The sequence below is a fragment of the Marisediminitalea sp. genome (assembly GCF_984433645.1).
On record NZ_CFIDRX010000119.1, the window covers coordinates 1 to 13,721 of the forward strand.

12 protein-coding genes are annotated in these 13,721 nt (G+C 49.6%); 6 read left to right on the forward strand and 6 right to left on the reverse strand.

Annotated elements, in window-relative coordinates:
* Positions 1 to 344: 344 nt before the first annotated feature.
* Positions 345 to 1,199: a bifunctional methylenetetrahydrofolate dehydrogenase/methenyltetrahydrofolate cyclohydrolase FolD gene (gene folD / locus AC4MRN_RS14405; protein ID WP_073323046.1), complete on the forward strand. Its 855-nt coding sequence runs from the start codon at positions 345 to 347 to the stop codon at positions 1,197 to 1,199.
* A complete protein-coding gene (locus AC4MRN_RS14410; protein WP_488802075.1) occupies positions 1,196 to 1,756 on the forward strand; it encodes a DUF1415 domain-containing protein in 561 nt (186 codons plus the stop codon). Before folD ends, AC4MRN_RS14410 begins: the two co-directional genes overlap by 4 nt.
* 64 nt (positions 1,757 to 1,820) lie before the next feature.
* On the opposite strand, the gene AC4MRN_RS14415 is transcribed toward AC4MRN_RS14410, so the two are convergent.
* Genes AC4MRN_RS14415 through AC4MRN_RS14430 form a run of 4 tightly spaced genes read right to left on the reverse strand, consistent with a single transcriptional unit; the run spans position 1,821 to position 6,334 of the window.
* On the reverse strand, positions 1,821 to 2,813 hold the full coding sequence (locus tag AC4MRN_RS14415) for a DUF4340 domain-containing protein (RefSeq protein ID WP_491203652.1): 993 nt from the start codon (positions 2,811 to 2,813) through the stop codon (positions 1,821 to 1,823).
* On the reverse strand, positions 2,810 to 4,675 hold the full coding sequence (locus AC4MRN_RS14420) for a GldG family protein (RefSeq protein ID WP_491203653.1): 1,866 nt from the start codon (positions 4,673 to 4,675) through the stop codon (positions 2,810 to 2,812). Before AC4MRN_RS14420 ends, AC4MRN_RS14415 begins: the two co-directional genes overlap by 4 nt.
* A 2-nt stretch (positions 4,676 to 4,677) precedes the next feature.
* A complete protein-coding gene (locus AC4MRN_RS14425; protein ID WP_255052719.1) occupies positions 4,678 to 5,412 on the reverse strand; it encodes an ABC transporter permease subunit in 735 nt (244 codons plus the stop codon).
* Positions 5,405 to 6,334: an ABC transporter ATP-binding protein gene (locus AC4MRN_RS14430; protein ID WP_073323056.1), complete on the reverse strand. Its 930-nt coding sequence runs from the start codon at positions 6,332 to 6,334 to the stop codon at positions 5,405 to 5,407. Before AC4MRN_RS14430 ends, AC4MRN_RS14425 begins: the two co-directional genes overlap by 8 nt.
* 370 nt (positions 6,335 to 6,704) lie before the next feature.
* On the opposite strand from AC4MRN_RS14430, the gene tsaA reads away from it, so the two are divergent.
* The 4 genes from tsaA (at position 6,705) to AC4MRN_RS14450 (ending at position 11,017) form a co-directional block, all read left to right on the forward strand.
* Positions 6,705 to 7,418, forward strand: a complete 714-nt coding sequence (gene tsaA, locus AC4MRN_RS14435) for a tRNA (N6-threonylcarbamoyladenosine(37)-N6)-methyltransferase TrmO (RefSeq protein ID WP_491203654.1) — start codon at positions 6,705 to 6,707, stop codon at positions 7,416 to 7,418.
* 182 nt (positions 7,419 to 7,600) lie between these two features.
* Positions 7,601 to 9,169 carry a proline--tRNA ligase gene (gene proS, locus AC4MRN_RS14440; RefSeq protein WP_073323058.1) on the forward strand — a complete coding sequence of 523 codons (1,569 nt, stop codon included), beginning with the start codon at positions 7,601 to 7,603 and terminating at the stop codon, positions 9,167 to 9,169.
* A 65-nt stretch (positions 9,170 to 9,234) separates the two neighbouring features.
* Positions 9,235 to 10,080: an MBL fold metallo-hydrolase gene (locus tag AC4MRN_RS14445; RefSeq protein WP_155014106.1), complete on the forward strand. Its 846-nt coding sequence runs from the start codon at positions 9,235 to 9,237 to the stop codon at positions 10,078 to 10,080.
* A complete protein-coding gene (locus tag AC4MRN_RS14450; RefSeq protein ID WP_321200691.1) occupies positions 10,073 to 11,017 on the forward strand; it encodes a phospholipase A in 945 nt (314 codons plus the stop codon). Before AC4MRN_RS14445 ends, AC4MRN_RS14450 begins: the two co-directional genes overlap by 8 nt.
* A 30-nt stretch (positions 11,018 to 11,047) precedes the next feature.
* On the opposite strand, the gene AC4MRN_RS14455 is transcribed toward AC4MRN_RS14450, so the two are convergent.
* A complete protein-coding gene (locus tag AC4MRN_RS14455) occupies positions 11,048 to 11,950 on the reverse strand; it encodes a histone deacetylase family protein (RefSeq protein ID WP_491203655.1) in 903 nt (300 codons plus the stop codon).
* Between the two features lie 51 nt (positions 11,951 to 12,001).
* Positions 12,002 to 13,621 carry a methyl-accepting chemotaxis protein gene (locus tag AC4MRN_RS14460; RefSeq protein ID WP_491203656.1) on the reverse strand — a complete coding sequence of 540 codons (1,620 nt, stop codon included), beginning with the start codon at positions 13,619 to 13,621 and terminating at the stop codon, positions 12,002 to 12,004.
* Positions 13,622 to 13,721: the final 100 nt, after the last annotated feature.

Below are 13,721 nucleotides of genomic sequence, written 5' to 3' on the forward strand. Positions count from 1 at the left end.
CGACCCCTTGTACCCAAAACAAGTGCGCTACCAAGCTGCGCCACTCACCGACTGTGTAAGGAGAGTAAATTTCCCTCTCGTTACGGGGGGCGCATGTTACCGATTTGCCCCTACCTCGTCAAACACTTTTTTTAGCAAAATGTTTGTATGCTCATTAACTCAGCAACTGAGTTATTTTTTAGCCAACAATAGTCCATATGAAGGACAGCTATTGAGAAATACCATGGCAACCTGAATACCACGCGCAAAAGACATTACACCGATTGCTAACTTCCTAAGCCACACTATTTATGTGAAAATATTAGACACTCTCCTTTTTGAATCAACAGAAGCAGCAAGTAACTATGACCGCGCACCTTATAGACGGCAAACAGATTGCCAAGCAAGTCCGACAAGACGTCGCCAGTTATGTAAAATCATTAAAAGAAGCCGGTAAACGTCAACCCGGTCTTGCCGTTGTCCTGGTAGGCGCAGATCCTGCGTCGCAAGTGTATGTTTCAAACAAACGCAAAGCCTGTGAAGAAGTGGGCTTTTTATCACGCTCTTTTGATTTGCCAGCAGACAGTAGCCAGGAAGATCTAATAGCGCTGGTTGACAAACTCAATGACGACGCAGAAATTGACGGCATTCTGGTACAGTTACCTTTGCCTGCTGGTTTAAATGCAGAAGCCATTCTTGAACGTATTCATCCGCACAAAGACGTCGATGGCTTCCACCCTTACAACATAGGCCGACTGGCTCAGCGTATTCCGGCCCTTCGCCCGTGTACGCCAAAGGGCATTATGACCATGATTGAAGCAACCAAGCGTCCTGTGAAAGGCCTGGATGCGGTTATTGTTGGTGCATCGAATATTGTTGGACGCCCAATGTCACTGGAGTTATTGCTTGCCGGTTGCACGGTGACAACCTGCCACAAGTTTACCCAGGATTTAAAATCACACGTTAGCCGTGCGGACCTGCTGGTTGTTGCGGTAGGTAAACCTGCGTTTATTCCGGGAGACTGGATTAAACCTGGCGCTATCGTTATTGATGTAGGTATTAACCGCACTGCTGAAGGCGGCCTGGTTGGTGATGTCGAATTCGACAAAGCGAAAGACAGAGCCGGTTATATTACCCCCGTACCAGGTGGTGTTGGCCCAATGACAGTGGCCAGTTTGATTGAAAACACGCTGGAAGCCTACGTTAAATTCCATTCATGAAAATGACTCCGCAAACACCAGCCAGTCTGCACGTGCAGCGCTGGCTGGATACGATGGTGATAGCCCATAACTTTTGCCCTTTTGCCAGCTATGTTCGCAATAACAACCAAATCCGTTATGCCGAATGCGAAAGTGCCGACATGGCCGACGCCCTGACAATGTTACAAAACGAGTGCGAATTACTCGATAACAATCCGACTATCGCCACCACACTACTCATATTGCCGACAGGTTGGGCTGAGTTTGATGATTTTCTGCTGCTTATTGATATGGCACAGCAATGCATTGAACACTGGGATTACAGTGGCACCTACCAACTGGCCACGTTTCACCCGGATTATCTGTTTGATGGCGAGGATCCACAGAGTGCCAGTCATTACACAAACCGGGCTCCTCACCCGGTACTGCATATCATCAGAGAAAAAGACGTTACCGAAGCGCTGAAACATTATGATGCGCCACAGGATATTCCTGAGGTCAATATCGCGAAAGCGGAAGCATTAGGATGCCCACATCTGGCTGCACAATTAGCGGCCTGTAAGTCAGAAGAGTATTAACAAAGACAAAGCATCCACCCTGTACCCGCCTCTGCGGGCACAGGATATTGACTATATTTAATATTTACTCGGCTTCCGGTGATCGAATTAAATCCGAACGCAGTGTCAGTAGCCCTCTGGCCTGAAAGTCGGTCAGCTCAAACACCCAATTTTCAATACCTTCCGGCGTCCAGGGTGTCTCGCCGTCGGCCTCGTGAGCAATAGAAACAAGATAACCTGAGGCGTCCTGCTGTTTAGCAAAAACATGAATCGTTAGCGTTTGCTTGTTACCGTTCAGCGTAATCGATTGTAATGGTTCATCGAGAGCTTCTTCCGGCATACGCGCACGCATGTCGTCGTAGTTCACATTTACGATGTCATTGACCGTTTGTGACAAGATACCCGGATACGCTAGTTCGGAAGCTGCGACATCAAATAGTTGCCACTCACCGTTTTCACTGTTGTTAAACAGCGTAAAAGGTTCCTGCCCATCTACAATGACTTCAGAGAGCGTATTAACCGACACTGTTATTAACTGCTTTGTTAGCCAGTCGGCATTGCCCACCGGCAACGCTAATGGTTTGTCGATAAGGTAACTGCGTTGTTGTGAAGGTTCCCGCACGTAGCGTCCCATACCGCTGCTGGCAAGATTGCCCAGCAACACCCGCCATTGCTGAGTAGCCGAGGCCAACGTGATCAGCGTGCCCTGGGAGCCTGGCTGTGTCACAGGCTCAACCCCCAACCGCGAATACTGACTGGCCTTAGCCGTTTTCCCTTCCAATACCGTGGCTTGAGTGAGCTCACTGACAAAATCAGACAGCGCAGTCATATCAACCGGAAACGTCAGCATGCTGTCCAGATGCGTGGCGAACCATTGGTTTTGCTCCCGGCGCGCACTGAATACAACACCCTCAGCATTTTCTATGGTTACTGCCGTGAGCGCTGAAGCATTTTCCTCCAGTCCGCCCAGCAGGACATGAGCTGGTGCACTGTCTGCCTGTCCTCTGTACATCGTTAAGTAGTAAGCGCCACCTAACGACAAAATAACCAATACACTTAGAACAACGATACGCTTCATGCGGCGATTTCCTCCCTGACTTGTTTACCGGCCCGGCGCTTAAATAAACGCGCGCTTAGCCATAACAAGGTAACCAACACTAGCGGTGCAACGGCAATATTGAGTAATTTCAGATAATTGCCCAACGTGTCTATGTCACGCTCCAACTGATACCTTACATCGCGCAACTCCCTGCGAATCGCTCCCCGCTGCGCAATAAACTCGTCAAGTGCAGCCTGTTGCTCCGGACTGAGCGTTAACGCACCGGATTCATTTTGCACACTCTGCAACTCGGCTAATTGCGCTTCCGTTTGTTGCAACTGGGCCTGCAGCCGCTCTTCCTGTTCCCGGAAGCGCGCTTCCGCTTTCGCTTCCAAAGCCTGAACCACCTCGAAAGGTCGCGCATACGTACCGCGTCCCCGAATACTGATCAATGCGCTGCTTCCGGCCAGGTTTTCGCTAGCGTTGATCACCGCGTCACCATTATTCGCGAATGGGGTGAACAAGGTTTCGCCAAAGAAATTGCTTTGCTGAACCCAAAAGCGATCCGCCAACATGTCGGCATCCGTGAACACAATAACGTTTAACTGTGTAGTCTGACTCACATGTGCAGATTGCATTGCGTTACTTTCTTCAAAATCAGGCGCGCTGTCGTAGGCCGAACGTGTTGCTCCGGCAATCCTTGCAGCCAGCGTGTATTGCTGTTTAGTCGTATCCAGCATGCGTTGCAGCGCTCCAGGGTCACGGGTTAGCGCATAGTCACTGCTGCTCACAGCTACGCCGTCCTGCGAAGAATACGCAAGGGGCGTCAGGCGCAAGCGGCTGTCCTGATTTAGCGAGAGTGGCGCAAACGACGAGCCGTTAATAAGCTCCAGATTGGCCGTAATAATGTCCTCGCGATTTAACTGCTCGCCGGTTAAACCAATGATCCCGGGATGTCTTGCGACTGCACCTTCCGGCGTGCGAATGTCCAGTCCCAATCGAGCATCTAATACGACTTTGCTGGTGTCGACGTTAATCCCCCACTTTTCCAATAGCGAGAACTCGGATGCATTGGCGCCCATCGCGCTCATCATCGCCATTGGGTCTGACTCGTAGTGGCTATCCATGAACAGGAGTATCCGCCCTTGTTTCATCGCGAACTGATCGATGGAGTACAACAGGGATTCTGATAAGTTTTGCGGATGCACAACCACCAGCACATCTGTGTCGTCAGGCAATTGCGATGCATCACTGCCAATCGTGGTAACATCGTAGAGCTGATTTAGCTGACTATAGAAAGTCATTGGCGGCGTATACTGGCCCGACATGGGATTTTGGCCACCGAGTAAGTTCAAGTCCGTTAATAGCGTTACAGAAACAGGCTCAGGATCGCTTAACTGATAAATGAGCTTACTGATGTCATATTCCAGAAAGGTTTCCTGCTGGGGGTCAAAAAAGCCGATACTGAACTGGTCGTCTACCGCATTCGTACCCGCTAACCCGAAGTAAATTGCTTCGCCAACCGGCCCAAGCGTTGCTCCGGTCAAGCCATACTGTGCGGCAAGATCTTCTGCCTCAGAAAAAGGCTCAGGGTCAATCACTTTTAGCGTAATCTTACCATTCGCGCGACTGGCGTACTCTTCCAACAGGCTCTGAACGCGATTGGCATAATTGCGCAATGCGGTCATGCCTTTCGATGCGGAATCCGAAAAGAAGAAGTACAGTACAATCGGTTCGTCCAATTCATCCAGCACCTTCTGACTGCCGGGCGACAGGGAATACACTTTATCTTCGGTTAAATCGATGCGGTAATGACCTAATAATTCATTGTTGATCACCACGACACCGAAAAATAGCGCAATGAGCAGCGCGAGAGTTGTAAAGGCAGTGGTATTTTTCATGGTTAATCCGCCTTCTTATTTTCAATTACAACCAGGGTGGCATACAGCCAAATCACCATAATGATCAGGAAGTAGCCCACGTCATTCATAGCAAGTACCCCTTTTGCCATGGCTTCAAAGTGGGTAAGAAAACTGAAGCTGGCTACGGTATCAAGCAACAGGTTACCCGCCCAGGGCTCAAACGCATCAAGCACTATACCGCTGCCTGACACCACAAATAAAAAGCACACAACCACGGCCAGAATAAATGCGACAACCTGATTGCGAGTAAAGGCTGACATACAGGTACTGATAGCCAGAAACGCCCCGGACATAAGCCAGCTGCCAATGTAAGCGGCCAGTATTATGCCGTTGTCGGGTTGACCGAGATAGTTAACGCTTAGCCACAAAGGAAAGGTCAGAATGAGCGAGAGTGCGAGGATAAACCAGGCCGCCAGAAATTTACCCAGCACTGCCTCACCTATGCTCACAGGTAACGTCATTAATAATTCAATTGAGCCGGATTTGCGCTCTTCGGCCCAACTGCGCATCGCCATGGCTGGCACCAGAAACAAATACAACCAGGGATGAAAATTAAAAAACGGAATGAGGTCAGCCTGACCGCGTTCGTACAGGTTGCCAATGAAAAAGGTAAACACGCCTGACAGCATTAAAAAAATCGCAATGAACACATAAGCGACCGGCGTGGCAAAGAAACTACTGAATTCTCTGCGGGTAATAAACCAGACATTAGCCATGTGACACCTCCCGGGTAGTGATATCCCGGAATACTTCGTCCAACCGCCCTTGCTCAAGAGTAAGGGTTTCAACCGGCAAACGGCGCTGGGTAACGTATTCGTTGATGACATGGAAAATATGCTTACCGGGTTCGGGAAACAAGGTCACCAAACCGGTTTTGCGGTCAATTTCCATTTCTTCTACACCCTCAAGCTCTGCCAGGCCGGAAATATCCGCGGCATAGCTCATCTTCAGGCTGACTGCATTGCAAAAACGAGACTGATGACGCAGTGCATTGGGCGTATCATCAAATCGAAGCTGGCCGTTGGCAATGATCATAACCCGATTACATACCGCTGTGACTTCCTCAAGAATGTGGGTAGAAATCACCACAATTTTCTCTTTCGACAAGTCTTCAATTAACTGACGAACATGGTGTTTTTGGTTTGGGTCCAGACCGTCTGTCGGTTCATCGAGGATCAGAATATCCGGGTCATGCAAAATAGCTTGCGCCAGGCCGACACGGCGCTTGAATCCCTTTGACAGATTATCTATCGGTCGGTTTAGCACATCGGCTAATTCAACCCGGCCAATTACATCAAACAAACGTGACTTTCGCGCAGCGCCTTTCAGCCCGCGAACATCGGCAATGAAGTGCAGAAATTGCCAAACCGTCATATCGCCGTAGGCGGGCGCGCCCTCGGGTAAGTACCCGATATTGCGCTGAATCGCCTTGGCATCCGACGCGTAGCGCTTGTCCTGAATAACAATATCGCCTGACGTAGGCGGCAAAAAACCGGTCAGCATTTTCATGGTAGTGGATTTGCCCGCTCCATTCGGACCGAGAAACCCAACGATATTGCCTGGAGCAATATCAAACGACAAATCATCAACCGCTTTAAAGTGGTGGTAATGTTTGGATAAGTTTTTTACTGAGATCATAGTCATCCTATTACGATCTGCGACGCTTATTCTTTTACGTTGTACTAAATAGTCTGTATGCACTGTGGCTACATGAGCTAATGTGCGCTTGATATATAGTGACACACGCGTAAATTTCAATCATGTGTTATGTGATGAATTCACAAAATAGGGCTGTGTAATGGACCGGAGGGAACTGAATAGCAAAAAACATCGCCGGCCATCTGGCCAGCGACAAGATGCTATGTCCCAGGGAGGACGTGGTTGGGCTACCCATAGAGACAACTTACATTCAAGCCTCGAATGGATCGCACTCACGGAATAGCCAATGTAAGATACCCCGAAAATGTGTGCACAATGTGTCAGAACCACTACAAAAGTGTTGCAAACTATGACAAAACCGAATGTGTACTCAATTGAACCAATTGGAACACTTGAGTCGCCTTTTAAACAAAAATTTGCGATCCCCCGTCAGCCAGCACTGGCAAAAGCGCAAGGTCGAATTAAACTCACCCCGCCTTTTAGTGACCCTAATTCGCTGCGGCAAATAGACACATACAGTCATCTCTGGCTGTTGTTTCTATTCCACGAGAATTTGGATAAAGGATGGTCACCCACGGTTAGAGCGCCGCGCCTGGGTGGCAATACCCGCACGGGCGTATTTGCTACCCGAAGCACCTTTCGTCCCAACGGAATTGGCATGTCTGCAGTGGAAAACCTGGGCGTTGAGCACACTGCATCGGGGCTGTTTCTCCATGTGGGCAATATCGATTTGCTGCACGGCACACCCATTATCGATATCAAACCCTACATTCCCTACAGTGATGCTATACAGAATGCGTCGGCTGCGCTGCTTGACGACAAGCCCGTGCCAAATTTAACCGTGAATTTTACCGAGCAGGCTCGGGCTCAACTTGCCAGGCAACCACAACAGGATTTGCCTCTGTTAATTGAAAACTGCTTATCCCAGGACCCTCGCCCCGCTTACAAACAGTCGCAGCTGGATGATCCGAAAGACTACCAGGTTCAGCTTTACGATGCAGACGTACACTGGCGGGTATCTCAGGGCGAGGTTTGGGTCACCGAGATTGTATCGTTGGTATAAGTTGAGTTGACTGCTTTTAGACAACAAACTTGCTGTTTGCACGCGAGCTGACCTGCCCCCAATAACCTGTTCAGAAAAAATGTGTGGGAAAGAACACAGACCGGGGACAACAGGCTTTGTAAGCGCCCGTAACGCTGCTAGAATACGCGGGTTTAATAATCAGAAATAGGTAAACACTACCAATGCGTACCAGCCAGTATTTGTTATCGACGCAAAAAGAAACCCCTGCTGATGCAGAAGTCATTAGCCACCAGCTTATGCTGCGCGCGGGTATGATCCGCAAACTCGCTGCCGGTATGTACACCTGGCTGCCAACCGGTCTGCGTGTACTGAATAAAGTTGCCAACATCGTTCGCGAAGAAATGAACAAATCCGGTGCCATCGAAGTCCTGATGCCGGTAGTACAACCCGCTGACCTGTGGGAAGAGTCTGGTCGCTGGGAAGAGTATGGTCCCGAGCTATTGCGCATTAAAGACCGCCACCAGCGTGACTTTGTACTGGGCCCGACTCATGAAGAAGTGATCACAGCCCTGGTACGCAACGAAATCAGCAGCTACAAACAACTGCCAATTAACCTGTATCAGATTCAGACCAAATTCCGCGACGAAGTTCGCCCGCGTTTTGGCATTATGCGTGGCCGTGAATTTACCATGAAAGATTCGTACAGCTTCCACTTGAGCCAGGACTGCCTGCAAGGAACGTACGATGTTATGTACAGAACCTACTGTAATATCTTTGAACGCATGGGTCTGGACTATCGCGCGGTTATCGCCGATTCCGGCTCTATTGGTGGTAGCGTTTCTCATGAATTCCATGTTCTAGCCGACTCAGGTGAAGACGCCATCGCCTTTTCTACCGAATCAGACTACGCCGCAAACGTTGAAATGGCACAGACGCTGCCGGTTGAATCTGCTGGCGAGCAAGCCCTTCAGTTTGTATTGGTTCAGGGTGAATCCGAAGACGATGCTGAGCAATGGGTGTTGTTAGCACTGTCTGCACAGCACACGCTGAACGATATCAAAGCCGAAAAAGTCGCGCAGGTAGCCAGTCCGCTGGTTATTGCCAGCGACGAAAAAGCGCAGTCTGTTTTAGGTGTTGCGTTAAGCGACGTTGATGTAGCGTCAGTTTCCGTACCTGTGATTGCAGACTTTGTGGCAGCTGCCATTTTGGGTGAATCCTTTACAGGCGAAACTGCTGACCTGCGCAACATTGAAGCTGGCGATCCGTCTCCGGATGGCAAAGGCACCATTGAAATTAAGCGCGGTATTGAAGTGGGTCATATCTTCCAACTGGGCGATAAATACTCTAAAGCTATGAACTGCGGTGTGTTGAGTGAAACCGGCAAACACGAGATTTTATCGATGGGCTGCTACGGTATTGGCGTGTCGCGTATTGTGGCCGCAGCGATCGAGCAGAACCACGACAAGTACGGCATTATGTGGCCAGACCCTATCGCCCCATTCAAGGTTGCGCTAATTCCTATGAACATGCACAAGTCACAGCGGATTAAAGACGCTGCAGAGGCGATTTATGCGCAATTAGTCGATTTAGGCATTGAAGTGTTGTTTGACGATCGCAAAGAGCGCCCGGGCGTAATGTTCAACGACATGGAACTGGTAGGGATCCCGCACAGTATCGTTGTCGGCGAACGAAATCTTGATAATCAGCAAGTTGAGTACAAAAACCGTCGCACAGGTGAAAAAACACTACTAGACTTATCAGACGTTGCCAATTTCATTGGAACGCTTTAATAATAAGAAAAAGCAAACGCCTCGCTGACAATACGCAGTGAGGCGAACAAGCGTAAGGAGCGAACATGCAACTCACCTTCTATGGTGTGCGAGGTTCAATACCCACACCCGGCGAAGATTTTGTGCGATATGGCGGTAATACCGCTTGTGTGCATGTTGTTCCTGGTGACGGTACCGATATCATTCTGGACTCCGGTACCGGCATTCGCTTGCTCGGCGAAAAGTTAATTAAAAAAACCACGCCAATTCATATTCTGCTGACCCACAATCACTGGGATCACATTCAGGGCTTTCCCTTTTTTACGCCCATTTATCAACCCGAGCGTGAAATTAACATTACCCCAGGATTAACAACTCTGCCGGAATACGACGCCATTATGAAACAAATGCAAGGGTCGGTATTCCCGGTCCCCGCCAGCGCGTTGCTGTCCAACATTGTCATTACCCCCATTCCGGATTCCACCAACCATTGGAAAATTGGCAGCGCAAGTATTGCCCGGCTCCCCATGAACCACCCCGGAAAAGGCAGTGCGTACTCCATTACCGATCAGGGCAAAAAAATAGCGTACATCACCGATAACGAGCTGTACCCCCCATACAAAAAAGAAACAGATTTTCTGACCTTTGTAGAATTTGCCCGGGATGCCGACCTGATCATCCACGACGCACAGTACATGACATCCGACATGCCGGCGAAAAGTGGCTGGGGCCACTCCGTGGCTGAGGAAGCGGTTAAGCTGGCCATGGCTTGCAATGCCAAACGTCTGGCACTGTACAGTCACGATCCGTGCAGAACCGATGACGATATTGATGCCATTGTGTCTCACTGTAATCAGTTTATTGCTGCCGCCGAGTCGCCGCTGGAGATGTTTGCCGCTTACGAAGGACTCACCATTGATTTTTGTGAATAACCGCTCCGTTAATTACTTTTCTTATTTGAAAGGGTGTTTGGCGGCGTTAGCGCTTGTTGCCACGCCTACCCTTGCTCAGGATCCCAATGCAACTCAACAGTTGGAGCAAGAGCCCGGTGTTGTTGCCAAGCCCAGTATACTAACCAAACGCTTTGAATCAGATCGCACAGCGCTGGCAAATGCGTTTGCCATTACTCAGTATCAGCGCAACTATATTTTGCCCTTTAGTCATGTTACTAACCCAAATTCATTGGGCAACGAAGCATTAACCAGTGACAATGTCGACAACAACGAAGCCAAGTTTCAACTCAGTATTAAGCTTCCGCTCTACACACAGGAAGATTCGGTTGAAGGATTGTACTTCGGTTTCACTCTGACCTCGTTCTGGCAACTATACAACAGCGAAGTGTCCAAGCCCTTCAGGGAAACCAATTATCAGCCCGAAGTGTTCTACCAGTGGAATACCGATATCCGCTTACTGGGTTTTGACTTCAATGCTATTCAACTGGGCTTTAATCACATGTCCAACGGTCAAAGCGGTATCCGCTCAAGAAGCTGGAACCGCGTTATGCTTTCAACCTTGTTTAGCGACGAGGATGACGTCTATTACCTGAAAACCTGGTATCGCGTTCCTGAAGATGCGAAAGTCGATGAAAATGATACCAGTGGTGATGACAATCCGGATATCAACCATTATTACGGCCGCATGGAAATAGGTTACGGCACCCGCTTCGACAATTGGGGCGTGCTTATTCAGCTAAGAAACAACCTGGAATGGGACAAAAATCGCGGCAGTGTTGGTATAACGTTTAGCTACCCCATTTCACCTCGTTACGAAGCAGTGCTGGAGTACTTTAACGGTTACGGTGATTCACTCATCGATTACAACCGCAAGCAGGAGCGCATCGGCGTCGGAGTCCAGCTCGCGCTGTTTTAATTCAGCGGCTTCGTTAAGGTTTACTGCAGTTTAGTAGACACCGGCTGCTTTAAAAAGCTGAAGATGAACGTCTACCAGCGCACCAATATCACGCTGGTACCCGCCTCCAATGACACAAGCCACCGGCAGGCAATGCTGCTTGCAGGCATTAATGACCAGTCGGTCCCGGGCTAACACCCCGGCCGTGCTGATGTTAAGATGACCCAGATCATCATCCTCGTGGATATCGACACCGGCATCATAAATAACCGCGTCGGGAGAATAACTTCGCAGGGCCAAAGACACCGCCTCATCAACAACATTCAGATAATCGTCATCGGTAGTGCCTTTGGGCAGTGGAAAATCCATGTCTGACTGTTGTTTACGGTGGGGAAAGTTCTTTTCACCATGCAATGAAAGCGTGATCACACTGTCGTCGTGCTGAGCCAATAATGCAGTGCCGTCACCCTGATGTACATCCAGATCAACAATCAATACTCTGTCGATATCAGAGGACTGCAGCATTCGCCTGGCAGCCAGATAGAGATCGTTAAACAAACAGAATCCTGAACCAAAGTCGGCGGCAGCATGGTGATAACCACCGGTGAGGTTTAGTGCAATGCCATGTTGCAGTGCCAGCTCTGCAGTCTGAATGGTGCCGCCAACGGCGGTGAGGCTGCGTTGGATTAGTTGTTCCGACCAGGGAAAGCCAATACGTCGCATAGCCTGTCGGTCCAGCGTTCCGCCTATCAGATTGTTCACGTACTCAGGGAGGTAATGTTGTTGCAGTAATTCAACGGAAACGGGCTCAGGTGAGACAAAACGTTCACGCTCTACTCCCCTTGCCAACAACGCATCGTAAATCCCCTGATATTTTTCTATCGGGAACCGATGCCTCACCGGCAAAGAAAGCTGACTGTAAATAGGATGAAACGTCAGATTGTTTAACAACATGTTGGCCTGTACTGCGCAGTGTTTGCCCCATTGTACGCCAAAATACGCTGTTTAGCTCAGTGCCGATACCACAGAGGTGACGTTTTGTGACATCTGCCCAATCGCCCGGGAGATACCATCGCTTTTCGCCAGCGTGTGATACTCTTCTGACGAACGCAGCACTTTTTGGGTAACGGCATCCAATTGCCGGACCACCTCAGACTGCTCACCAGCTGCATCGTTGAGCGCAGCAACCACACTTTGTGTTTCTTCAATGTAGCGCACAAGGTCATTCAGTAACACCAATGCCCGCTGCGCGCTTTGTGCATTGGAATCAGCGTGATGCTGACCGTTCTGCATGGCATTGACGGCTTTGTTGGCATCTGACTCGAATGCACTGAGGATGCCGTTTATTTCCTGAGTCGATTGCTGCGTTTTCGCTGCCAGTGCCCTCACCTCATCAGCAACAACGGCAAACCCACGTCCGTGATCCCCGGCTCTGGCTGCTTCAATGGCCGCATTCAGTGCAAGCAGGTTAGTCTGATCGGCAATTTCATTGATGACATTGACCACGGTAAGAATACTGGCACTTCTCGCCTGCAACTCATTCACGATTTTACTGGCATCTGTTACCGTTTGTGCCAGTTGGGCAAAGCCCTGATTGGCCGATTCAAAGGTTTGATAGCACTCATTTACCTGGGTTTGAGAGTTACCCGACGCCACCGATACCTGTGTGGTAATTGCGACCAGGCTTTTTACTATTTCATCAAGCTTGGCATTGGCGCTGGCAAGGGCGTCAGACGATTGATGCTGTGTGTTTGCGCCGCGCTCAATGGCCTGACTGACATCATCCAGCGTATCGTGCGAACGCTGCATTTGCAGTTGTGCATCAGAGAGCAGTGTAACCGTATCCTGCAGTTTAGTTTGCAAATGACGCGTGGCACTCGCTACTGCGCCTAATTCATGATCACTGCGATACGACAAGCGATAGTCATAGTGCTTTTGCTCCATTTGACGCAAGCAGGCGGCAATGTCGCGAGTGGGTTTTACGATATTTTTGCGTAAATTAACCACCAGGTACCAGATACAAAGCACACTCACCACCACCGACAATAGTAAGATCATCCACAACCGCTGGCGGGTTTGGCTGGCTACGTCTTCTTTAGCGTGCTTAGACAGCAGTGCGATTCGGTCTGCTAATTGCTGCAGTAACTTGGCAGGTTCGCGGTCGATGCCGCGCACAAAGGTGTCGCCCACTTTAGGGTCGAATCCTGCCGCAACAAACGCCTGATAGCCTTCCCGGTACTTAGTCCCCATGGTGTCGTGTGCAACCAGAAACGCTTCTATTGTCGCACTCTGTTCAGCGTGTAACTGTTGTGCCTGAACCAACTTGCTCAGTTGGGTTCTGACCCCATGCTCACGCTCCTGAAACCGCTGCCAGTACTTATTTCGGTCTTTCTCAACACTGCCTCGCAACAGCACGTTTTTCCATTCCTGCACCTGGGTTTTAAACTCAGACAACACTTCGCTGATTTGGCGCTCCGACTCAACATGGGTCAGCTCTACCTGTTCAATGTCTTCAATCAGGCTGAACGCCAACGAGAGCGAAACCGCATTGAGCAACACTAAAATGCTGATAATCGCCATGACGGGCGTCATGATCAAGCGATTGATACTGGTAAAACGTATCATGTGGGGCCTCCGGAATGTGCGGTGAGGTGAATAAACCACTGTCCGTGCGCAGTGGTTGGATATTAAATAACGTTCCGGTGACACTTTTGTGACAGCCTGC

What these genes read in the sequence shown, in the direction of transcription:
- folD (WP_073323046.1), top strand. Translation starts at nt 345, where the DNA reads ATGACCGCGCACCTTATAGACGGCAAACAGATTGCCAAGCAAGTCCGA.
- tsaA (WP_491203654.1), top strand. Translation starts at nt 6,705, where the DNA reads ATGACAAAACCGAATGTGTACTCAATTGAACCAATTGGAACACTTGAG.
- AC4MRN_RS14445 (WP_155014106.1), top strand. Translation starts at nt 9,235, where the DNA reads ATGCAACTCACCTTCTATGGTGTGCGAGGTTCAATACCCACACCCGGC.
- AC4MRN_RS14460 (WP_491203656.1), bottom strand. Translation starts at nt 13,621, where the DNA reads ATGATACGTTTTACCAGTATCAATCGCTTGATCATGACGCCCGTCATG.
- AC4MRN_RS14455 (WP_491203655.1), bottom strand. Translation starts at nt 11,950, where the DNA reads ATGTTGTTAAACAATCTGACGTTTCATCCTATTTACAGTCAGCTTTCT.
- AC4MRN_RS14415 (WP_491203652.1), bottom strand. Translation starts at nt 2,813, where the DNA reads ATGAAGCGTATCGTTGTTCTAAGTGTATTGGTTATTTTGTCGTTAGGT.
- AC4MRN_RS14410 (WP_488802075.1), top strand. Translation starts at nt 1,196, where the DNA reads ATGAAAATGACTCCGCAAACACCAGCCAGTCTGCACGTGCAGCGCTGG.
- AC4MRN_RS14425 (WP_255052719.1), bottom strand. Translation starts at nt 5,412, where the DNA reads ATGGCTAATGTCTGGTTTATTACCCGCAGAGAATTCAGTAGTTTCTTT.
- AC4MRN_RS14420 (WP_491203653.1), bottom strand. Translation starts at nt 4,675, where the DNA reads ATGAAAAATACCACTGCCTTTACAACTCTCGCGCTGCTCATTGCGCTA.
- AC4MRN_RS14430 (WP_073323056.1), bottom strand. Translation starts at nt 6,334, where the DNA reads ATGATCTCAGTAAAAAACTTATCCAAACATTACCACCACTTTAAAGCG.
- proS (WP_073323058.1), top strand. Translation starts at nt 7,601, where the DNA reads ATGCGTACCAGCCAGTATTTGTTATCGACGCAAAAAGAAACCCCTGCT.